20 protein-coding genes are annotated in these 19,949 nt (G+C 65.5%); 6 read left to right on the top strand and 14 right to left on the bottom strand.

Features of this window, described 5'->3' with window-relative positions; all coding sequences use genetic code 11:
- Position 1: 1 nt before the first annotated feature.
- The 3 genes from AC628_RS16805 to AC628_RS16815 are packed head-to-tail and all read left to right on the top strand — an operon-like array spanning position 2 to position 2,609.
- Positions 2 to 667, top strand: a complete 666-nt coding sequence (locus AC628_RS16805) for a polysaccharide deacetylase family protein (RefSeq protein ID WP_074127903.1) — start codon at positions 2 to 4, stop codon at positions 665 to 667.
- On the top strand, positions 664 to 1,533 hold the full coding sequence (locus tag AC628_RS16810; protein ID WP_074127904.1) for a fumarylacetoacetate hydrolase family protein: 870 nt from the start codon (positions 664 to 666) through the stop codon (positions 1,531 to 1,533). Before AC628_RS16805 ends, AC628_RS16810 begins: the two co-directional genes overlap by 4 nt.
- A gap of 32 nt (positions 1,534 to 1,565) precedes the next feature.
- Positions 1,566 to 2,609, top strand: a complete 1,044-nt coding sequence (locus AC628_RS16815) for a uroporphyrinogen decarboxylase family protein (protein WP_074127938.1) — start codon at positions 1,566 to 1,568, stop codon at positions 2,607 to 2,609.
- Between the two features lie 73 nt (positions 2,610 to 2,682).
- On the opposite strand, the gene AC628_RS16820 is transcribed toward AC628_RS16815, so the two are convergent.
- The 4 genes from AC628_RS16820 to AC628_RS16835 form a co-directional block, all read right to left on the bottom strand.
- A complete protein-coding gene (locus tag AC628_RS16820; protein WP_074127905.1) occupies positions 2,683 to 3,678 on the bottom strand; it encodes a DUF2778 domain-containing protein in 996 nt (331 codons plus the stop codon).
- A gap of 261 nt (positions 3,679 to 3,939) precedes the next feature.
- A complete protein-coding gene (locus AC628_RS16825) occupies positions 3,940 to 6,321 on the bottom strand; it encodes a putative bifunctional diguanylate cyclase/phosphodiesterase (RefSeq protein ID WP_074127906.1) in 2,382 nt (793 codons plus the stop codon).
- 147 nt (positions 6,322 to 6,468) lie between these two features.
- The gene (locus AC628_RS16830) at positions 6,469 to 6,879 is read right to left on the bottom strand and encodes a DOPA 4,5-dioxygenase family protein (protein WP_074127907.1); all 411 of its coding nucleotides are present in this window, start codon (positions 6,877 to 6,879) and stop codon (positions 6,469 to 6,471) included.
- A gap of 22 nt (positions 6,880 to 6,901) precedes the next feature.
- Positions 6,902 to 7,522 (bottom strand): class I SAM-dependent methyltransferase, encoded by a 621-nt coding sequence (locus AC628_RS16835; protein ID WP_074127908.1) that lies wholly within the window; start codon positions 7,520 to 7,522, stop codon positions 6,902 to 6,904.
- Between the two features lie 185 nt (positions 7,523 to 7,707).
- Here AC628_RS16835 and AC628_RS16840 point away from each other — a divergent pair, with 185 nt between their 5' ends.
- Positions 7,708 to 8,409 carry a hypothetical protein gene (locus tag AC628_RS16840; RefSeq protein WP_074127909.1) on the top strand — a complete coding sequence of 234 codons (702 nt, stop codon included), beginning with the start codon at positions 7,708 to 7,710 and terminating at the stop codon, positions 8,407 to 8,409.
- A gap of 22 nt (positions 8,410 to 8,431) precedes the next feature.
- Here the strand turns inward: AC628_RS16840 and AC628_RS16845 are convergent, their stop codons facing one another.
- Positions 8,432 to 9,085 carry a PilZ domain-containing protein gene (locus AC628_RS16845; protein ID WP_074127910.1) on the bottom strand — a complete coding sequence of 218 codons (654 nt, stop codon included), beginning with the start codon at positions 9,083 to 9,085 and terminating at the stop codon, positions 8,432 to 8,434.
- Between the two features lie 379 nt (positions 9,086 to 9,464).
- On the opposite strand from AC628_RS16845, the gene AC628_RS16850 reads away from it, so the two are divergent.
- Complete coding sequence (locus AC628_RS16850; RefSeq protein ID WP_074127911.1) at positions 9,465 to 10,277, top strand: enoyl-CoA hydratase; 813 nt, start codon at positions 9,465 to 9,467, stop codon at positions 10,275 to 10,277.
- A 300-nt stretch (positions 10,278 to 10,577) separates the two neighbouring features.
- On the opposite strand, the gene AC628_RS16855 is transcribed toward AC628_RS16850, so the two are convergent.
- The 7 genes from AC628_RS16855 to AC628_RS16885 form a co-directional block, all read right to left on the bottom strand.
- Positions 10,578 to 11,360 carry an SDR family NAD(P)-dependent oxidoreductase gene (locus AC628_RS16855; RefSeq protein ID WP_074127912.1) on the bottom strand — a complete coding sequence of 261 codons (783 nt, stop codon included), beginning with the start codon at positions 11,358 to 11,360 and terminating at the stop codon, positions 10,578 to 10,580.
- An 87-nt stretch (positions 11,361 to 11,447) separates the two neighbouring features.
- On the bottom strand, positions 11,448 to 12,371 hold the full coding sequence (locus AC628_RS16860; protein WP_074127913.1) for a DUF1932 domain-containing protein: 924 nt from the start codon (positions 12,369 to 12,371) through the stop codon (positions 11,448 to 11,450).
- Positions 12,371 to 13,240: a substrate-binding domain-containing protein gene (locus AC628_RS16865; protein ID WP_074127914.1), complete on the bottom strand. Its 870-nt coding sequence runs from the start codon at positions 13,238 to 13,240 to the stop codon at positions 12,371 to 12,373. The genes AC628_RS16860 and AC628_RS16865 overlap by 1 nt, the downstream gene beginning before the upstream one ends.
- A gap of 19 nt (positions 13,241 to 13,259) precedes the next feature.
- Complete coding sequence (locus tag AC628_RS16870) at positions 13,260 to 13,994, bottom strand: TetR/AcrR family transcriptional regulator (RefSeq protein WP_074127915.1); 735 nt, start codon at positions 13,992 to 13,994, stop codon at positions 13,260 to 13,262.
- Positions 13,995 to 14,052: 58 nt separating this feature from the next.
- A complete protein-coding gene (locus AC628_RS16875) occupies positions 14,053 to 14,931 on the bottom strand; it encodes an SMP-30/gluconolactonase/LRE family protein (protein ID WP_074127939.1) in 879 nt (292 codons plus the stop codon).
- Positions 14,932 to 14,966: 35 nt separating this feature from the next.
- Entirely contained in the window at positions 14,967 to 16,037 is a 1,071-nt protein-coding gene (locus AC628_RS16880; protein WP_074127916.1) for an aldose epimerase family protein, read from the bottom strand.
- A 2-nt stretch (positions 16,038 to 16,039) separates the two neighbouring features.
- Positions 16,040 to 16,969, bottom strand: coding sequence for a Gfo/Idh/MocA family protein (locus AC628_RS16885; RefSeq protein ID WP_074127917.1), 930 nt, complete (start codon positions 16,967 to 16,969; stop codon positions 16,040 to 16,042).
- A 223-nt stretch (positions 16,970 to 17,192) separates the two neighbouring features.
- Between AC628_RS16885 and AC628_RS16890 the strand changes: the two genes are divergently transcribed.
- Entirely contained in the window at positions 17,193 to 17,804 is a 612-nt protein-coding gene (locus tag AC628_RS16890; RefSeq protein WP_074127940.1) for a TetR/AcrR family transcriptional regulator, read from the top strand.
- Here AC628_RS16890 and AC628_RS16895 read toward each other — a convergent pair.
- Both AC628_RS16895 and AC628_RS16900 read right to left on the bottom strand, forming a co-directional pair.
- Positions 17,801 to 18,751 carry a fatty acid desaturase gene (locus AC628_RS16895; RefSeq protein WP_074127918.1) on the bottom strand — a complete coding sequence of 317 codons (951 nt, stop codon included), beginning with the start codon at positions 18,749 to 18,751 and terminating at the stop codon, positions 17,801 to 17,803. The genes AC628_RS16890 and AC628_RS16895 overlap by 4 nt on opposite strands.
- A gap of 14 nt (positions 18,752 to 18,765) precedes the next feature.
- Positions 18,766 to 19,797, bottom strand: a complete 1,032-nt coding sequence (locus AC628_RS16900) for an alpha/beta fold hydrolase (RefSeq protein ID WP_074127919.1) — start codon at positions 19,795 to 19,797, stop codon at positions 18,766 to 18,768.
- Between the last annotated feature and the right edge of the window lie 152 nt (positions 19,798 to 19,949).

The following is a 19,949-nucleotide window of genomic DNA, read 5'->3' on the forward strand; positions in this document are numbered from 1 at the left end:
CGTGTTCGACCTCACCCTGACGTTCGACAACGGACCCGAACCCGATGTGACGCCGCTTGTGCTCGATGTCCTTCGCGAGCGCGGCATCAAGACCGCGTTCTTCGTGATCGGCGAGAAGCTCGGCGATCCCGAACGCCGCCGCCTCGCCGCCCGCGCGCACGACGAAGGCCACTGGATCGGCAATCACACCTTCACGCACAGCACGCCGCTCGGTCTGCAACCTGGCGTGGACACGGCGCAGCGCGAAATCGGCCGGACCCAGGCTGTGATCGGCGAGCTAGCCCATCCCAACCGCTGGTTCCGGCCGTTCGGCGCCGGCGGCAATCTCGACGGCCGGCTCTTGAAACCCTCCGTGGTCGACTATCTCGCGCAACACAAGCACAGCTGTGTGCTCTGGAACGCGATCCCGCACGACTGGGACGATCCCGACGGCTGGACCGAGCGCGCCCTCGAGCAATGCCGCACGCAGCCATGGACGCTATTGGTGTTGCACGACCTGCCGACCGGCGCGATGGCGCATCTCGACGATTTCCTCGATCGCGCCGCGGCCAACGGCGCCCGCTTCCGCCAGGATTTTCCGCCGCAATGCGTGCCGATGCGCAACGGCGAAATCGCGCTTCCCATCCTGGATTATGTTTCCTCCATCGAAGAGAGTGAGAGACCATGAAGATCGCAAGTTTCAAGGCGGCAGGCACCGCAAGCTACGGCATCGTGGCCGATGCCGGGGTGATCGACGCCGGCAAGCGGCTGAAGGCGTATCCGACGCTGAAGGCGCTGCTGACGACGGGTTCGCTGAGTGAGCTGAGGAAGCTGCAGAGCGAACCCGCCGATTGCGCGCTGAAGGACGTCGAGCTGCTGCCGACCGTTCCCGATCCGGACAAGATCTTCTGCATCGGCGTCAACTATGCGACGCACCTTGCCGAGAGCGGCCATCCGACGCCGCCGCATCCGATGATCTTCACCCGCTTCGCCAACAGCCAGGTCGGCGCCGGGCAGCCGATGATCCGGCCGCTGGAATCCGAGCGCTTCGACTATGAGGGCGAAATGGCCGTCATCATCGGCAGGGCCGGCCGCCGCATCCCGCGCGAGACCGCGCTCGGCCATGTCGCCGGCTATGCCTGCTACAATGACGGCAGCATCCGCGACTGGCAGCGCCACACCTCGCAATTCGCGCCGGGCAAGAATTTCGTCGGCACCGGCGGCTTCGGACCCTGGATGGTGACGTCAGACGAATTGACGGACATCAGCAAGCAGCACATCGCGACCCGGCTCAACGGCATCGAGGTGCAGGCCGCGCCGATCTCGGACCTCGTGTTCGACGTCGCCACCCTGATCGCCTATTGCTCGACCTTCACCGAGCTGGTGCCGGGTGACGTCATCGTCACCGGCACCACCGGCGGGGTCGGCGCCTATCGCACGCCGCCGCTGTGGATGAAGGATGGCGACGTCGTCGAGGTCGAGATCTCCGGCATCGGCGTGCTGCGCAACCCGGTGAAGGACGAAACCGCGGCAACCGCAACGCGCGCGGCTTGATCGGGCCACACAACAACGAGAAGGAGGACATCATGAACCTACCCACGCATCTGCTGCCGACCACTGTCGTCGGCAGCTACCCGCAGCCCGAGTGGCTGGTCGATCGCGCGATGCTGTCGAAATCGGTGCCGCGCACCCGTATGCACGCGATGTGGCGACTGCCGGCCGAGCATCTGGAGGAAGCACAGGACGACGCGACGATCGTCGCGATCCGGGACATGGAGCGCGCGGGCATCGACATCGTGACCGATGGCGAAATCCGCCGCGAGAGCTACTCCAACCGGTTTTCTACCGCCCTTGAGGGCGTCGATGCCGACAACCCCGCTGTCATCACCGCACGCACCGGCAACACGCAGACGCCGGTGCCGCGCGTGGTCGGCCCGGTGAGGCGCAGGGGACCGGTCGAGCTGCACGACATGCAGTTCCTGCGCAAGAACACCGACCGCGCGGCCAAGATCACACTGCCCGGCCCGTTCACAATGAGCCAGCAGGCCAAGAACGAATTCTACAAGGACGATGAGGAGCTCGCGATGGCCTTCGCCGAGGCCGTCAATGCCGAAGCGCGCGACCTCGAGAAGGCCGGCGCCGACGTCATCCAGCTCGACGAGCCCTGGGTCCGCAACAATCCAGACCTGGCGAAGCGCTATGCGGTGAAGGCGATCAATCGCGCGCTCGAGGGCATCACCGTCCCGACGGTGGTGCATCTCTGCTTCGGCTATGCCGCCGTCGTGCCGGGCTCGACCAAGCCGGCCGGCTATTCCTTCCTCGCCGAGCTCGACGACACCATCGCCGACCAGATCTCGATCGAGGCGGCGCAGCCGAAGCTCGATCTCGGCGTGCTCAGGGATTTGTCGTCGAAGAAGATCATGCTCGGCGTGCTCGACCTCGGCAATCCCGAGATCGAATCCGCCTCCGTCGTCGCCGATCGCATTCGCAACGGCCTGAAGCATGTGCCGGCGGAGCGGCTGGTGGTCGCGCCAGATTGCGGCATGAAATACATGCCGCGGCAGGTCGCGTTCGGAAAATTGAAGGCGATGTGTGACGCCGCCGCGATGGTCAGGAGGGAACTCGGCTAACAGTCCTCGCCGACCAAGCATCAAGAGGCAAGATCAGTCGCCAGCGCCGCTGGCGACGCTACTGCTGGCGGCCTTAGGAATTCGACGCCGAGCGGGTCGAGGCCGACTGGACATCCTTGATGCTGATGACGACGGCGATGCGCTTGATCATGCCGCTGCGGTAGGCCTGCAGGAACTTGTCGTAGTGCTTGACCGAGATGCAGCCGTTGGAGTCGCCGTTCGGCCCGAGCATGTAGCTGTGGACGAGCAGGCCGACGCGCCCGAACGTATCGCTGCCGTCGACCGGGGTCATGCGCAGCGCGGGCACGCCGTGGAACAGCTTTTCGCGCGGCTTCATCTCATAGATGCCGGGCGGCGTGGCACCGGCGTTGCGAGCATTCACATGTGCCGGATCGTCGAGCAGATTGCCGAGCCCCGAATGCGCTTCGAACTTGGTGCCGTCGGGCATGTACACGATGCGGCCGGTGATGTCGTAGACCGCCGTGGTGCTGTCATAACCGAGCTTGCCGAGATCGGGGCTCGGGCCGGACAACAGGCCGTCATTCGGATCGATCGAGGCCAGCTGCAATTTGCCCGGCATCATGTCGGCGATCTTCTGCAGGAAGGTCCGGTTGTCGCCCTGCTGCACCGGCGCCTGCGGCGGCAGCGGCTGATCGTTGCGCGCGAGCAGGTTGGCCTCGGCCGGCCGCGACCGCGGCATCGGCACGGCGGGTGCGGTCGTCATCGTGGTCGTTGCGGCGACCGACGCCGTCGCCGGCTCGCTGTTGCTCGGCAGTTCGGTCTGCGTGTCACGCAGCTGACCGGACAGCGCGTCCTCGATCTGACCGAACTCGGAATTGAAATCGCCGCGGCTCGAACGGAACCCGCGGCGCAAAGGATAATAGAGCGAAGCCGTGTTGATGGTGGAGCGAGAGCCGAAGCGGTCGTCGAAATTCAACGAGGCGGTGGTGTTGGCGAGTGCCGGTCCATGCAGCCATGCGGTCGGATCGATGCCGACCATCCAGGCGGCAAGGCCAGACGACAGGACGAGCGCCGTCACGGCGAACGCCGTGCTGCCCACCAGAGACATGCCGCGGCTCGACTTACGCCCGGCAGCTTTCGTCGTACGTTGACCCATCATCCCCAAGTACGGTGCTCTGGGGCCTGTTACCCGGCCCACGTGGAATTCACCGATCACTCATCATATCAGGGAATTAGAGTAAGGCATAATCGAGACGGAGCGGGCAACGACAGGATTTTTAAACGTTTTTCGGATCGAAAGTGCCGGAGAATCAGCCTTGGACAGGCTGAAGCAGCCAAAACAGTCCCGATTCGGGACAATTTCGGCGACTCAGGCGATCTTTTCTTCCCGGAGGGTCAGCACCGGGACCGGCTTCCCGATCGCGTAACCCTGGACGTAGTCGACCCCGATCTGGCGCAGCTCGTCCAGGATCGCGAGGCTCTCGACAAACTCCGCGACCACCTGCTTCTGCATGATCTTCGCGGTCTTGGTGATCATCTCCACCATCGCGCGATCGACCTTGCTGTTCAGGATCTCCTTCACGAACGAACCGTCGATCTTGATGATGTCGACCGGCAGGTGCTTGAGATAGGCGATCGAGGACATGCCGGTGCCGAAATCGTCGAGCGAGAAGCTGCAGCCGATCTCGCGCAACCGCGCGATGAACGTCTGTGCCTCGTCGAGATTGGAGATCGCGCTGGTCTCGGTGATCTCGAAACAGACCAGCGCCGGCGGGACGTCGTACTGCGCGAACAGCCCGGCGACGAAGTCGACGAAGTCGCTGTCACCGATGGTGGCGCCGGACAGGTTGATGGCGTAGCTCGCGATCTTGCGCGGATGGTGCTTGCGCTCGGCGATGATCTCGAAGGCGCGGCGCACCACCCAGCGGTCGATCAGCGGCATCAGTCCGTAACGCTCGGCGGCCGGCAGGAAGCTGCCGGGCGGCACCAGGGCGCCGTTCTCGTCGCGCAGGCGCAGCAGCAGCTCGCGCCGGTCGTTGCCCCTCAGCACGCCGTTCACCGGGCGGATCTCCTGCTCGTAAAGGCAGAAGCGGCCCTCGTCCAATCCCTTGCGGATGCGATTGACCCAGCTCATCTCGGCAACCCGCACCGCCATGCCGGTATCGGACGGACGGTGCTCCTGGACGCGGTTGCGTCCCTTGTCCTTGGCGAGGAAGCAGGCGACGTCGGCAAGCCGCAGCGCGTCCTGCACGCCGGCGCTGTCGGCAAGCCCGACCAGGCCGATGCTTGCGCTGATCCTGAAGCTCGAGCCCTCATGGACGAAGTTCGACTGCTCGACCACCGCCCTGATCCGCTCCGCGACGTCGGCAGCAACGTCGTGCGTGGCGGAGCCGTCGTCGCGCAGCAGAATACCGAATTCGTCGCCGCCGAGACGCGCGACCAGCCCGCTGTCGCCAACCTCGGCGGTCAGCAACCGCGCCACCTGTCTCAGCAGCCGATCACCGGCCATGTGGCCGCAGGTGTCGTTGACGATCTTGAACTGATCGAGGTCGATCAGCATCAGATCGGCGCCCGCCGCCGGTGCGCCCGACATCGCCTTGTGCAGCTCGAACTCGAACTGCCGCCGGTTCGCAAGGCCGGTGAGCGCGTCATGCGAGGCGGCCCACGCCAGTTCCTCGACCAGCCGCCGCTCGGCGGTCATGTCGTGAATGATCATGACACGGCCGGACGGTTCGCCTTCATGCACGATCGGGGTCTCAACCACCGAGACCGGCACGCTGGAATGATCCGGTCGCACCAGGAGCCGCTGCTGCGGCCGACTTTCGTCATCGTGATCCGCGCTCTGGAACGATCCGCGCACCGGCTGCTCGGCGATGTTGAACAGCGACGAAAGCTGCCATCCGGTCACGTCCTGCCCCGCCGCGATCAGCCGCTCTGCGGCGGCGTTCATGTAGCCGACGCGATCGTCCTGCGTGGTCACGATGACAGCGTCGCCGATCGAGGCCAGCGTGAGCTGGGCACGCTCCTTCTCGACGGCGAGCGCGGTCTCGGCAAGCCAGCGCCGCCACAGCATCCGCCGCGTGTGGACCAGGACGATGCCGGCAAGGCAGGCCGCGATCACGAGATTGACCAGCAGCAGCAGCGCGGAGACCTGACGCGACGCCTTGCCCAATTCGTCCGAGAAATCGACGGCAAGCGTGCTCATTGCGGCATCGACCGCACCGATCCGCTCGGCCCAGTGCTTGATGGCCGCAGCAGAGGGATCATGCAGCGCGACGTCGTTCGCGGCCTCGTTCCTGATCTCGATCAATTGATCGAGCAGCGCGTCCGAATTCCGCCACGCCGTCACCGCGCCCGCCACGTGGTGCATCTTGCGGAAATATTTGAACAGCCAGATCAGGCCGCCGATGTCGTCATCATGATTGCCCGCTTTGGCGAAACCGGCGCGGGCCACGGCATCGTTATTGCCCGGCGATTCCAGCGCGCGCCGCGCCGTGCGATCGGCCAGCGGCACCGCGATCGCGGCGTCGAACTTCTGCAAATAGAGCGGCGCACCGGTGCTGACATAGGTCTGGAGGTAGTGAATGGCGTCCTTCTGCCCCTTCGACCACATGCTTTCGCCCGCCGCATAGGCCCTGACCGCGGACATCACCTGCAGGCTGCCCGCCGACAGGCCACCCAGCAGCAGCACGATCGCCAGCAGAGGGCCGACGACCCGCCACAGCGCCCAGCTACGGAATGAAAAGAACATGCCCAATGCGCCCAACCCTGAAATAGTCGGGTCAGCCTAGGAACGGTGACTTAACCTCACGTTGCAAAACGCGATAAGTTTGAAACGACTTGGTTGTAATTGAATTGCGTCAAACTTTACGCATCCGGCCGACCGGGCCGGCAGCGCTCAGGGACGCAATGTCGGCGACGTATTCGGCGCCGGCGCCTGCTCCATCTCGGCCTCTTCGGGCAATTTGTCGGCATGGACGGCGAGCGGCGTGCCGATCCAGAGCGGATCGTCGCGATGATCGCGGCGCGGATTGGTCGTGTTAGGATGGACCAGGATGCTCAGACTGCCGTGGTTGAGCATCAGCCACGGCACCAGGGTCGGAAACAGCTCGGCGGCAAACGCCACCTGATACATCGCCTGATCGTGCGGGCCGACTTTGACGTCGTGCCAGCGCCCAAGCGTGACCAGGAAACGCTCGCCCATCCAGCTGCGCAGGCGCTCGGCCTCGCCGCGGCTGGTTGCGGGATCGTAATAGACATGGGCGTGATAGCTCGCGATCTCGCCGATCGTCCGTGGCGTGTCCGTCATCTCACCTCTCCTCCGCGGCCTATCACCTGCGCCGCAGCACACTGAACTGGAACGACTGCGTCGCGCCCCAGGGCGTGACGTGCCGGTGCGCCTCATGCGCGATCAATTCGAATGCCGGACCGATGGCCCGGCTGAGCGTTGCGGGATCATAGCGCTGCACCGGCAAGCCGCTGCATTTCTCCGGACCGTCCAGCGCGAAGGTGCCGATCACGGCGTGGCCGCTTGCCTTGACGCCGCGATGCAGCCGGTCGAGATAGGCCGCGCGGTCCCTCTCCTCGACCAGAAAATGAAACGCCGCACGATCGTGCCAGATGTCGAAGGCCCGCGGCGGCTGCCAGACCGTCGCATCATCGGCGACCCAGCGCACCGCTTCGCCTGCCGCGCCGATCCGCTCCCGCGCGCTCGCCAGCGCCGCCTCGGAGAGATCCAGCACGGTCAGATCATGAAAGCCGCGCGCCAGCAGCGCATCGACGAGGCGCGAGGCCCCGCCGCCGATGTCGATGATCGACGCATCGCGGCCCGGCGCGACGGACTCTATCAGGCGCAGCGATGGCTGCGGATCGGCTTGCGACCAGCTCACCTGCTGTTCGCCCTTGGTCAGATAGACGGTCTGCCAATGCGATTGGCGATCATACGCGGTCATGGCGATACGTCCCGAAGGCGGCGGCAACCTGCGTTGCATAGGGTTAACCATGAGCTAGGCGCGGCGCTATCCCACGTCAACCGGCAGCAGCCGGCACGCACGGCCGCATGGCGGCAAATGCCGCATTTGCATCGCCGCATTTTCCATCTAACCTGACCGGCAGGTTGCGATCGGGGCGCCCGGGGATGGCCAATTTCGGCTGGACACGCGTCAACAAGCCTGCACAAGCGGAGGACGCCGCCAGCGACTTGCGCGGCCTCACCGACCCATCCGCGTTTCTCGCCGCGCTCGACAAGGTGGTGCCGCGCTATCTCGATCTCGCCGACAATGGCGTGCTGGTCTATCCGGCATGCAAGCGCAAGCCCGGCGACCTGCTCGGCGATGCCAGGGCGATCTGGGAGCACACCCGCCTCGAAGCGATGCGCTATGTCCCGATGGTGCCGCGGAAGGATACCGCGCTGCTGACCGATCCGGCCCGCCAGGCCGAGACGATCGATGCCTTCCTGCGCCAGCGCGCGCATGACAACACCGTGGTCGATTTCACCGGCACCGCAATCGAGGACTACGGCATCGCAATCTACGCCGCGCTGAACTGGCTGAACCATTGCGGCGCCATCGTGAATGCCGATCCGCAGAAATTCTCCGGCACGCTGCGAAGCTTCCGCAAGGTCATGGTCGTCGCCCGGCAGTGGTGGGCGCTCGACGGCGCCGCGGAGCGCTGCCGGCAGATGCTGGAGGCGCGCGAGCGGCCGCCGCTGGTGTTCTTCCTGCTGTGGGCCGAATGCACCAACCTGGCGCGCGAGATTGCGATCGCGGCGGCCGGTGCGACTGCTGCCGAGGACAGCATCGCGCGCATGCGCGCAGCCGACGATCCGGAACAGCTGTAGCAAAGCGGCGGAGCCCGGCGGTTCAGGCAACAGGGTCCGCGTCGGCGGACACCACCAGCAGGTCCTTGGACTTGCGCGCGATCAGGCGGCCCAGTTCGCTTTGCTTGTAGGTCTCGACGAATTTGATGGCGAAGCCGTTCGGCAAATGCCGGACCACGCGCCCGACACAGGCCCCGATCGCCAGCGGCATGCCGATCGGCGGCTGTACCTCGGAGGACACCGCGGCGCCCGACAGCGACATATCGATGATGAAGCAGCTCTGCACGGTGCCGTCCGCCAGCGTCAGCATGGCATGCGGTGCGACCGGAACGAAACGCGGATTGTTGCGTGCCTCGCGGACGCTGGGATCCTTCTGCTTCTTCTCGATCCAGGTCAGCTTGTCGGCGAACTTCTCGCGCCTTGCATGCGTCATCTCGAGCTCGAGCAGGAAGCTGCCGCTCATCGTGTCGGTGATGCAGCCCTCGAACTTGCCGAACTCCTCGAAATACGACGTCAACCGGTCGCCGACCTTGCCGACAACGGGCACGTCCACGATCATGCGGAACGGCGAGACGCGCGTGGTGCGGCAGGCGAAGGTGCGCAGCTTGCCCTGCGCATCGTACCAGTTCGGCAGCGTGTAGCTTCCGTTGACCGTGATCCTGACCGCGCGTTGCTTGAGGAACTTTTCGACAGACACGACTGGACCTCGCCCGAGGCGATGTGAGTGCACGGAGGTCGGGGCTGACCGACATCCCGGGTCGGTCTGGTGGTGGGGACATCCGCTACCGACGCGATTGCAGCGGGAAGGCTGCGGCACGCGCCCCAGCGCGCCGCGGGAGGGTCCTGGCGCGCAGGTGCGTACAGTCGTACCGTCGAAAAACTAGGAAAAAGTTAAACCGGGACGGAGCGCGGGCGGCGCACTCTATGGCGCAACCCTTACGCGGCAGTTTATTTTGCGAGCCGTACAACTACCGGGAGAGTTGCCGCACGCCGTTGCAATCGCGCCGTGCCCTAAACCGGCTGCCTCGGCGCGCGAGCGGGTGCTAGCGTTGGCCGAAATCAGACTGGACCCTCATATGACCAACATCTCAGAGAAGTCGCTCGCCGACGGCAAGATCCTGCAAAGCGTGGTCGGCGGCGTCGGCGTCATCACCTTCAACAATCCCGGCAAGCGCAATGCGATGTCGCTGGAGATGTGGGAAGGGCTCGGCGAGGCGTTGATCGCGCTGCGCGACGATCCGGCCGTCCGCGTCGTGATCCTGGTCGGCGCCGGCGACAAGGCCTTCGTGTCGGGCGCCGATATCAGCCAGTTCGAGAAGACGAGACACAACGCCGAGGCCTCCGAGGAATATTCACGGCGCAGCGCCGCCCAGCGCGCTTTGCTCGCCGATTACCCGAAGCCGACGATTGCCTGCATCCGCGGCTTCTGTCTCGGCGGCGGCATGCAGGTCGCGATGCTGACCGATATCCGCATCTCCGGCGCCAGCGGCCAATTCGGCATTCCCGCCGCCAAGCTCGGCATCGCCTATGGCTATGACGGGCTGCGCCATCTGGTGTCGCTGGTCGGCCCGTCCTGGGCGCGGCTGATCATGTATACCGGCATGCGGATCGACTCCGCGGAAGCGCTGCGGATCGGCCTCGTCGATCGCGTGCTGCCGGATGCCGAGCTCTGGGACGCGACCATGGAGATCGCGCGCACCATCTCGGGCAATGCGCCGCTGGCGATCAAGGCCGCCAAGATCACCATCGCGCAGGTGCTGAAGGACCCCGCCGATCGCGACATGGCCGCGATCAAGCAGATCGGCATCGACTGCATGGACAGCGCGGATTTCCGCGAGGGCCGCAACGCCTTCATGGAAAAGCGCAAGCCGCAGTTCAAGGGCCGCTAGCTATCCGGTGTCATCACCTGCGCATGCTTTCGCGGGTGATGACAGCGCAGGATACGGTGGCGGCTACGGCCTGGCTGCGCGTCGTACCGGATCGGAGCGCACGACGCTGCAGCCACGCAACAAACGGTCATCGCCCGGTTAAACCGGGCGATGACAGATGCGGATGAGGACGCCTGCTGCATGATTTCGGAATATTAGAAGAATACCCCTGAGTTGCCCGACGCGTCAAGTCCCCTGGTCGACCGCCGGCCCGCCGGCCGCTACTTTGCATGAGGTTGTTTTCGATATTTTGGCAGCGCCCTACTTCTTGTCGTGGACCGGCACCGTGTAGTTGAGGATCAACCGCCCGCCGTCCGGATAGATGGTCTGGCCGGTGATGTACGAGGCATCGTCGCTGGCGAGGAATGCAACGACAGAGGCGACCTCGCTCGGCTCGCCGCAGCGGCCGGCCGGGGTGCGCGACAGCACGCTGCGCCGTGCGTCCTCCGACGAGAAGATCGCGGTTGCCACCATCTCGGTCAGGATCGTGCCGGGCCCGACTGCCACGACGCGAATGCCGTGCGGCGCCAGCGCCACGGCGGCCACCGAGGTGAGCTGCTTCATCGCGCCCTTGGACATCGCGTAGGTCGCAAGCGAGGGGATCGCGAGCAGCGCATTGACCGAGGACATGTTGACGACGACGCCGCCACCGCCTTGCGCGATCATCTGGCGCGCCGCGGCCTGCACGCCGAAGAATGCGCCCTTCAGGTTGATCCCCATCACGTCGTCGAACTCGGCCTCGGTGATGTCGAGGAAATCGCGGTTGCGCGCGACGCCGGCATTGTTGACCATGACGTCGAGCCGGCCGAACTCCTTCACCGCAGTGGCGACGATGCGATCGACATCGGCGCGCTTGCTGACGTCGGCTTCGACGGCCCGCAGCTGATCGACATGTCCGAGTTCCTGGGCGGTGTGGACCAGCCCGGCGGCATCGACGTCCGAGATGACGACCCTGGCGCCATCGGCCAGGAAGCGCGCGGCGCAGGCCTTGCCGATGCCGCGCGCCGCGCCGGTGATGGCGACGACCTTGCCGGAATTCTTCATGGGAGTGCCTCCAAAACAAAACTGTTCACGGAGCAATAGCGCATTGCGCGGCGGCAGGGAACGCGGCGGATTCTCCGCGTGCCCTGCTCAGGATTTAATGCGCGCGAGAATCCGGTCGGCCTCGGTCCGCCAATCGGCGCTGCGGGCGAAGTCCGCGGTGCCCTCGCGTCCGAACACGCCCTCGTCGGCAAGATCGGCGATCCAGCCCTGCCGCTCGGCGGTCCCGGAGGCGGACCATGGCGTCAGCCCGGCCTCGCGCACGGTCTCCGCCACCTCGCGCACCTCCTCGGCGCGCCGGCGGCCGTGCTCGATCACCCGCTGGAAGAAATAGGCGCCCTGCTTCTCCCAGTCGATGCCAGGAAAGGTCTCCTTGAGCGAGGCCAGCACCGCGTCCTCGACGCCATAGGCGCGGGCGGTGGTGAAACTCTCGATCACCATCGCTTCCAGGCCCTTGATCATGATGCTGCGGCACATCTTGACCGCCGAGGACACGCCGAGTTCGTCGCTCGCAACCTTCGCCGCGAAGCCGAGCGCGACCAGCAGCGGCGCCAGCTCGCGTGCGCCCTGGCCGCCGAGCAGCAGCGGCACCTTGATCCGGTACGGCGGCAGCGAGGTCATCACCGCGCCCTCGACATAGCGGCCGCCGGCGCCATCGATGTGCGCCGCCGCGCGCTGCTTGGCGCCAGGCGAGGCCGAGTTGAAATCCAGGAACCAGGCCCCGTTCCGGATTGCGGGCGCGCAGGCCTCGGCCACCGGCACCGCCTGGCTCGCCGTCACCGCCGAGATGATGAAATCGGCCCGCGCCGCAAGCTCGGCATGCGATTCCGCAAGCACGACGCCGATCTCCGCCGCGTGTGCGCGCAGCGGCGCCCCCTGCCCGCGGTCGAGCTTGATATCGTAGGCTGCGACGTTGATGCTCTGCTGGCGTAGATCTTCGGCAAGGATGCGGCCGACCTCGCCATAGCCGAGCATGCCGATCTGCCATTGCCGCGGATCGCTGGAGGTGGTCATCAGTTCAAGTCCCGTGTTGTGTCGTCGAACAGCTCGTCGACCGTGACGCGCCGCGGGATCAACGCCTGCTGGGCGCAATAGTCGATCATCCGTTCAAGCGGCTTGCGGTTTGCCTCGACGCCGAACGGCACCATGTCCGGCACGCCAGGCGGTCCAGCCTCTGCCTTGCTGCGCTTGAGGAGATCGTAGAGGCCCCGCACCACATCGGGCCGCGACGTCGCGAGCTGTTCGGTCACCACCACCAGATGGTTGACCGGCACGACGCCATGCCGCGCGTACCACCGCGTCGCCTCTGCCGCCGGATCGGCGAACAATGGCTTGAGCGCCGGATCATTCGAGGTCTCGCCCAGCACGGCGTCGAGGTCGCCATCCCTGAGCATCTGGATGATGCTGCTTCCCTTCGGGGCGCGCTCGGTGCGGTCGACATATTCGATGACATGCGGGTCCTCGAAGGTCACCCAATTGATCCTGTCGAGGTTGACGCCATGGTCGTTGGCGAGGATGCCGCGCATCCACGCTCCGGTCGTGGTCGCGAACGAGCGGATACCGACCCGCTTGCCTTCGAGATCGGCTGGCGCAAGCGTGCCGCGATCCGCGCGACAAAGCGCGTAGCCGTGCTGGAAGCGGCCGACCATCGCCGCCGGCAGCAGCGCCAGCGGCTTGCCGTAGGCCCTTGCCATCAGATAGGTCACGATCGCCATCTCGCAGACGTCGAACGCCTGCTCGCGCACCATCGGCTTGAACGCGGCATTAGTCGGCGTGAATTCGGTGAAGTCGAGGTCGAACAGATTCGAGCGCAGCTCACCGCGCTTCACCGCCTGGATGTGCGGGTGATTGCCAAGCACCGTGCGCAGCCGAGGTTTCTCCATGGCGACGAACTCCGCGGGGTCAGGTCAGCGCTCGTCCTGGAGCAAAGCCCGGCGCCTTGCGCGGCGCGGGCGTCGCCGGATCGAGCGGCGCGGCTTGCAGCGCGGCGACGGTTGCTCGCACCAGCTCCTCGATGGCATGGCCGGCATCGGTGCCGTCGGCACTGCCGCGCGACAGGCGCGACACGCGCTCCGGCGTCACCAGCGTGTAGTAGAGCGCGCCGAGCAGGAAGTGGCCGCGCCAGACCAGGTCGGTCCGCGGAATATGCGGCAAACTTTCGTGGATCGCATCGATGAAGGCGTGGCTGGTGTCGTCGAAGGTCTGCGCGATGATCTTGCGCACCACCTCGTTGCCCTCCGCCGACATGATCGCGCGCAACCGCGTGAAGCGCGTGCCGCCGCCGGCGAGGTCGCTGCCCGAGGTGAAGGCCGGCAGCACGTAGGCGCGCACGATCGCCTCCAGCCGGTCCTGCAGGTCGCGCACCCGCCGCGCCGCCGCCAATAGCTCGGAGCGCCGCCGGTTCATCGGGCCGCAATGACGCCGATAGATCTCCAGCAGCAGTCCGTCCTTGGTCTTGAAGTGATAGGTCACGCTGCCGGGATTGGCGCCGGCGGCCTGCGCGATGTCGCGCACCGAGACGGCGTTGAAGCCGTAGGTCGAGAACAACTCCTCCGCCGCGGCGAGGATCGCTTCGCGCATGTTCGGCTTGCGCGTGCTGACGGCCTTGACGTTGGATTTGGCGGGCTTGCGGACCATATTTGTACTATCGTCCAAATATTCAGGTCACGTCAACAAGGCGGCTGCAAGCCAACGATCAGGCCAATTTGACGTCAGGCTCGGCCCGGCCGCGTGCCACCGCATCAAGCAGAAAGGTCTGGCCGTGTCCGGGATCGGCCGCGCGCTGCGCCTCGTCCATGTCCTGCCAGGCCGAGGTGACCAGCACGCGTGAGAAATCGCGGCCGACAAAGGCCGGGCAACTCGATTGCCGCGCCGGCACCTTCAGCGAGCGCAGATGCCGGCCGCCGGGATCGTAGACATCGACGCAGCCGCCGCCCCAGCGCGCATTCCAGATCATGCCGTCGGCGTCGACGATCGCGCCGTCGAGGCCGCCGACGCCTTGATGTCTGATCAAGTCGATCGGCTCGCCCGTCGGCAATCCCGTGGCTGGATCGAGCGGCACACGATGCAGGACGTTGGTCGCGGTGTCGGCGAAATAGCCGACGTCGCCCGCGGGCGAAAAGCAGATCGCATTCGGGATCGTGATCGCGGGATAAAGCCGCGTGACGCGCCCCTTATGCAGTGCATAGATCGCGCCGGCGCCCTGCTCGGCCTGGCGCCCCATGGTGCCGAGCCAGAAGGTGCCCGACGGATGCACGCGTGCATCGTTGGAGCGCGTCACCGGATTGTCGGCCTCCAGCGCGGCAAACAGCTCCAGGCGTCCGTCGGCGACCTGCCGGACGTAGAGCCCATTCTCGGTCAGGATCAGCTGCCGCTCGCCATCGATCCGCGCCAACGCGCTCGCCATCTTCGGCAGCGCGTGAATGATTGTGCGGCCATCTGCAAAGCGATGCTCGAACAGGCGACGCTCGCGGATGTCGAACCACCAGGCGGTATCGGTCGATGCGTCATAGGTCGGGCCTTCGCCGAGATGACAACGCTCGGCCGACAGCACGGATGTCGGCACCTCTTCCATCAGCGGCTCGGCGGCACGGTCGGTCATTGCGTCACTCACACGGTTGAAAAACGGTAGACGATGCTGCGCCGGTAGACCTGTCCGGGATCGAGTCGCGCCGACGGAAAGTCAGGCCGGTTCGGCGTATCCGGCCAGGCGTGCGGCTCGAGACACAGTGCGTCGGATTGCCGGTACAGCCGATCGCCCTTGCCGGCGGTGGAACCGTCGAGGAAGTTGCCGGAATAGAACTGCAATCCCGGCTGATCAGTGAACAGCTCCATCACGCGGCCGCTGTGCGGCGCCTCGAGGCGCGCGGCAAAGCGAAGGTCCGTCCCCGAAGCCAGGCAGAAATTGTGGTCGTAGCCGCGCCCGAGCCGCAGCTGCTCGTCGTTCATCCTGATCCGCGCGCCGATCGCCGTTGGCTTGCGGAAGTCGAACGGCGTGCCGTCGACCGGCCGCGGCGGACCCGGCAGCGGGATCGCGGTGGCGTCCACGGCGAGGAAATGATCGGAGGCGATCGTCAGCCGGTGATCGAGGATCTGTCGCCCAGCGCGCGCGCCGTCGAGATTGAAGAAGCTGTGATTGGTGAGGTTCACGTATGTCGGCCGGTCGGTGGTCGCCTCATAGGTGACCGCGAGTTCCATCGGACTGCGCACGCTGTAGGTCACCCGCGTCGCGAGAGTACCCCGATAGCGCTCTTCGCCATGCGGACTTTCTCGCTCCAGCACCAGCGTCGGCCCCGGTTCATCTGACAGTTCGACGATCCGCCACAGCTTGCGATCAAAGCCCTGCGGCCCGCCATGCAGCGCGTTGGGGCCGTTGTTGGCCTCGAGATTCACCGTCTCGCCATCGAGCACGAAGCTCCCGCCGGCGATCCGGTTGGCATAGCGCCCGATCGTCGCGCCGAAGAATTTACGCTGCGCGAGGTAACCGTCGAGCTCGTCGTGGCCCAGCACGATGTCGTCGCAATGCCCGTCGCGATCGGGCGTGAGCAGCGCTTGCAGCGTGGCGCCGAATGGAAGGATGGCGGCTTCAAAGCCGTGTTCGCTGCGCAACGTCACGCGTTCGACCACGGTGCCGTCGTGCAACTTGCCGAATGGCGCGCGAGCAATGCTGGCTGATGTCATTGTCAGTCCTCGAACGCCTCGACGAGGCGCCGTCGCCCCAGCATGAAGCTATCGGCGGCGAGCCGCAAGGGTGCGAGGTCGACGTCGGATTTTCCGTCCGACGTCAGCGCGACAAAACGGCGGTACAGCGCGGGATATTCCTCGTCGGTGGCATCGACCATCAACCTGTTGCCATCGCGCAGCTGCCGTCCGCCTTTCGACAGCATCACGGGCCCGTTCTCGGTCTCGCACAAGATGTCCCAGCTCGGCGGCCCGCTCTGGCGAAAATCGAATTCGGCGTGGATCGGCAAGCCGTTCGCATCGGACAGTTCGATCGCTGCTGCAATCGGCGTCTCCCGATTGGCCGGAAAGTCCAGCACCGCACTTTTGACAAAGACCTGACACGGCAGGATCTCGGTCAGGATCGATAGCGCGTTGATGCCGGGATCGAACACGCCGAAGCCACCCGGCTCGAAGATCCACGCCTGGCCGGGATGCCAGACGCGGATGTCTTCCTTCCAGATGATGGTGACCTTGCTGATCGTGCGTCCGGCGAGCAATTTTCGCGCCGGACCCACCGCGGGTGCGTAGCGCGAATGCCACGTCGCGAATAATGTCCTGTTTGCCTCATGCGCGGCCGCGATCAACGGCGTGAGCTCGCTCACCGTGGCGCCCGGCGGCTTCTCCAGCAGCACATGCTTGCCCGCGGCGAGCGCAGCAGCGGCCAGCGCACGACGCGCCTGCGGCGGTGTGCACAGCGCGACCGCGTCGATCTCCGGCCCATCGCGCAACAATTCCTGCAGATCGCGGAAATGCGGCAGGCCCGGCGGGGTCTTCACCGGATCGACCACCGCAACCAGCGCCGCGCCTGATGTCTTCGCGATCGCAGGCAGGTGCTGCCGGCCGGCGATCTCGCCGAAACCCACGATGGCGATGCGAAGCAGGTCACTCATGGCCGTCCTCGCGCTGCTGCCCACCGGCCGGCCGATGCCGAGCGGCGAGAATCACAAGCCAATGCCGATTACCAACGGCATGATCCGACTTTGGTTGCAGGCGCGCAAGCCCGCCACGTCCCGCTGTGATGGTCCGGTTTCGGCGCTGGTCTCATCCAGGGCTCGATTCCATGCTATGCCGATACATGAAACGATGATTCAAACGCAGGACGCGAATCCGGCCATGGCGGGCGGCAAGGCGGAGACGGAGGATGCGGCAGCCGGGCGGCGTGGTCGGCCACGCTCCGCCGCGACCACGGCCGCGATCCTGCAAAGCGCCTACACGCTGATGGCGGCCACCGGTCTCGCCGCCACCACCATCGACGCGATCGCCCGACACTCCAATGTCTCGAAGATGACGATCTACAAATGGTGGCCGTCGCGCGAGGCCTTGCTGATCGATGCCTTCCTCGACCAGGCCTCGCGGGCCGTGCCGCTGCCCGAGGCGGGCAATCCGGTGGCCCGCATCCGCCGCCATGTCGCGACCTATGTCGAGGCGTTGCAGGGCGAATTCGGGCGCGTGCAGCTCGCGGTGATCTCGGAATGCATCTCGAAGACCGGCGCGGCCGAGCTGTTCTACCAGCGCTACCTCGGTCTTCGCCGCGCCAGGATGCTGGAGATCATCGCCGCCGGCCAGAAGGACGGCAGCATCGGTGCGCCGGGCGTACCCGGCGATATCTATGACGCGATCTACGGCAGCCTGTTCTATCGCTATGTCTTCGGCATCAAGCCGCTGACACCGGCCTATGCCCGCAATCTCGTCAATCTGGTGCTGCGCCCGCGCGCCGACGCTTAGGCCGAGCGCTGCCGCTGACGACGAAACCAGGCCCAGGTCTCGCGCGTCACCGCGCGGTAGTTGCTGCCGCGATACACGATGTGGCCATCGACGATCGCATTCAGCTTCGGCAACGCATGGAACGGCACCGTCGGATAGGCGTGGTGCTCGACATGATAGGGCATGTTCCAGGCGAACCATTTCATGATCCGGCCGGTCATCGTGGTCCGCGTGTTCTCAAACGCACTCCGCGTCCGCTCGCAACCGGTATGCTCGGCATAGAGATAGGGACGCAGGATGAGCTGACCGGCCAGCAGCGGCACGATCCAGGCCCAGAGCAGGATCGCACTGTGCAGCGCGAGCGATGCGACGAGCAACAGCAGGTAACCGGCGAGATAGAGCCTTGCCTCCAGCACGATCGCGGCGCGCTTGTGCGCCGGAATCCACGGTACGATCACCTGTCCGGTGAGGGCATGCCGCAACATCAGACGAATGCGGACCAAGACCTGCAGCAGTCCCGAATAGGCGATCGCGAGCTGGGTGTCGGACGCGGGTTTGGGGCCGACGATCAGCTCCGGGTCCTTCTCCGGATCCTGCGTATAGCGATGATGGTCCCAGTGAAACAGGCAGTAATATTGATAGGGCAATCCGATCATGAAGGCGGAGAGATTGCCGACGGCAAGATTGAGGGCATGACTGCGGAACGCGGTCTTGTGCGCGGTCTCGTGCACCACCATGAACAGGAACGCGACGAAGTAACCCTGGATGGCGATCAGCGGCAGCGCCCATGGCAGGCCGTAGCGCGACGAAACCAAAGAGATCAGCGCGCCGACAATCACAATCATCCCGTAATGGCTTGCCGCGCGCACGGCGCCAGGAAGATTCGACTTGGTCGACAGGTCGCGCAGGGTCAGCGGGCTGAGCGGCTTGAGGCGCGGTCCGGAATCACTGGTCTCTGTGGTGCTCATGGTCGTCTCACCTGTCAGCGTTGCAACAGCGCCGAGATCTCGGCATTGATGAAGGCGCGGTCTTCGGCGTTGTTGATCGGATTGCCGGCACGATGCCCGTGGATCGAGGGGATCGGGTGCAGCGCCGCGGAGCGCGCATTGACCAGACGGCCGAGTTCATCCGCGTTGTCGCGCGGGTCGAAATAGCGGTCGGTACGTCCCGGCATCAGCAGGACATGCGCCTTGATTGCCGCCAGCGCCTGGTCGAAGTCGCCGCCGAATTCGTCGCAGCCGCTGATGTCGCCGGCCTGCCAGATCGCGATTTGCGCCAGCAGATCATTGGCATCGCGCCGCGCGAAGGCGCCGTCCCATGATCCCGCGAGGTAGTCTTCCAGCGAGTTGAAGCCGGCCTTGCGCCAGACTTCCTCGCGGTAGAATTCATGCGACATCGCCCAGCCGGCATAGACGCGTCCCATCGCGCGCAGGCCCGCGGCCGGCTTGCTGACAAAGCGGCCATCCCGGTAGGCGGGATCGGCGGTCAGCGCGGCCTTCACGCCTTCGAGAAACACATAGTTGTAAGGCGAGCACCTTGCGCTGCCGCACACCACCGCCGCACGCTCCACCATGTCGGGATAACGGGCGGCCCAGTGATAGGCCTGCATGCCGCCCATCGACCAGCCATAGACCAGCGCGAGCCTGGTCACGCCAAATCGTTCGACCAGCAACCGCCGCTGGATGGCGACCGCATCATGAAAGGTGAAGGCCGGAAACGGTGCGCCGCCGAGCACCTCGCTCGAATTCGACGGCGAGGATGACAGGCCGTTGCCGAACAGGTTCGCAATGATGATGAAATAGCGCCCGGGATCGAGCGCCCCGCCCGGCTGCACCAGCCATTCGATATCGTAATGTTGCGCAGCGAACGACGTCGGATAGAGGATGACGTTGTCCCTGGCCGCGTTCAGCGTGCCGTAGGTCTTGTAGGCGAGCGCAAGCTGCGGAAACACCGCGCCGCCCTGCAAGGCTACCTTGCCTGCCTCGAACACCTCATAGTCGCGTGGCGTGGTCATATGCGTCCGACCTCGATCGGCAGGGCGCGGCGTCGCCCCTTCAATAACTGTACTACTAGTACATTAATTGATCAACCTTGGCAAGACGTCATCCTGAGGTGCGAGCCCAAAGGTGGAATGACACCAGGCCGATCCATTCAAAATCGGTATGG

This window comes from Bradyrhizobium sp. NAS96.2 (genome assembly GCF_001908235.1).
Taxonomy (GTDB): domain Bacteria; phylum Pseudomonadota; class Alphaproteobacteria; order Rhizobiales; family Xanthobacteraceae; genus Bradyrhizobium.

Bases quoted from the DNA above. Each gene is read 5' to 3' on its own strand.
- AC628_RS16875 (WP_074127939.1), bottom strand. From the start codon at position 14,931: ATGGAAGAGGTGCCGACATCCGTGCTGTCGGCCGAGCGTTGTCATCTC.
- AC628_RS16830 (WP_074127907.1), bottom strand. From the start codon at position 6,879: ATGACGGACACGCCACGGACGATCGGCGAGATCGCGAGCTATCACGCC.
- AC628_RS16870 (WP_074127915.1), bottom strand. From the start codon at position 13,994: ATGGTCCGCAAGCCCGCCAAATCCAACGTCAAGGCCGTCAGCACGCGC.
- AC628_RS16825 (WP_074127906.1), bottom strand. From the start codon at position 6,321: ATGTTCTTTTCATTCCGTAGCTGGGCGCTGTGGCGGGTCGTCGGCCCT.
- AC628_RS16810 (WP_074127904.1), top strand. From the start codon at position 664: ATGAAGATCGCAAGTTTCAAGGCGGCAGGCACCGCAAGCTACGGCATC.
- AC628_RS16850 (WP_074127911.1), top strand. From the start codon at position 9,465: ATGACCAACATCTCAGAGAAGTCGCTCGCCGACGGCAAGATCCTGCAA.
- AC628_RS16900 (WP_074127919.1), bottom strand. From the start codon at position 19,797: ATGACCACGCCACGCGACTATGAGGTGTTCGAGGCAGGCAAGGTAGCC.
- AC628_RS16885 (WP_074127917.1), bottom strand. From the start codon at position 16,969: ATGAGTGACCTGCTTCGCATCGCCATCGTGGGTTTCGGCGAGATCGCC.
- AC628_RS16865 (WP_074127914.1), bottom strand. From the start codon at position 13,240: ATGGAGAAACCTCGGCTGCGCACGGTGCTTGGCAATCACCCGCACATC.
- AC628_RS16895 (WP_074127918.1), bottom strand. From the start codon at position 18,751: ATGAGCACCACAGAGACCAGTGATTCCGGACCGCGCCTCAAGCCGCTC.
- AC628_RS16840 (WP_074127909.1), top strand. From the start codon at position 7,708: ATGGCCAATTTCGGCTGGACACGCGTCAACAAGCCTGCACAAGCGGAG.
- AC628_RS16820 (WP_074127905.1), bottom strand. From the start codon at position 3,678: ATGTCTCTGGTGGGCAGCACGGCGTTCGCCGTGACGGCGCTCGTCCTG.
- AC628_RS16835 (WP_074127908.1), bottom strand. From the start codon at position 7,522: ATGACCGCGTATGATCGCCAATCGCATTGGCAGACCGTCTATCTGACC.
- AC628_RS16860 (WP_074127913.1), bottom strand. From the start codon at position 12,371: ATGACCACCTCCAGCGATCCGCGGCAATGGCAGATCGGCATGCTCGGC.
- AC628_RS16880 (WP_074127916.1), bottom strand. From the start codon at position 16,037: ATGACATCAGCCAGCATTGCTCGCGCGCCATTCGGCAAGTTGCACGAC.
- AC628_RS16815 (WP_074127938.1), top strand. From the start codon at position 1,566: ATGAACCTACCCACGCATCTGCTGCCGACCACTGTCGTCGGCAGCTAC.
- AC628_RS16890 (WP_074127940.1), top strand. From the start codon at position 17,193: ATGGCGGGCGGCAAGGCGGAGACGGAGGATGCGGCAGCCGGGCGGCGT.
- AC628_RS16855 (WP_074127912.1), bottom strand. From the start codon at position 11,360: ATGAAGAATTCCGGCAAGGTCGTCGCCATCACCGGCGCGGCGCGCGGC.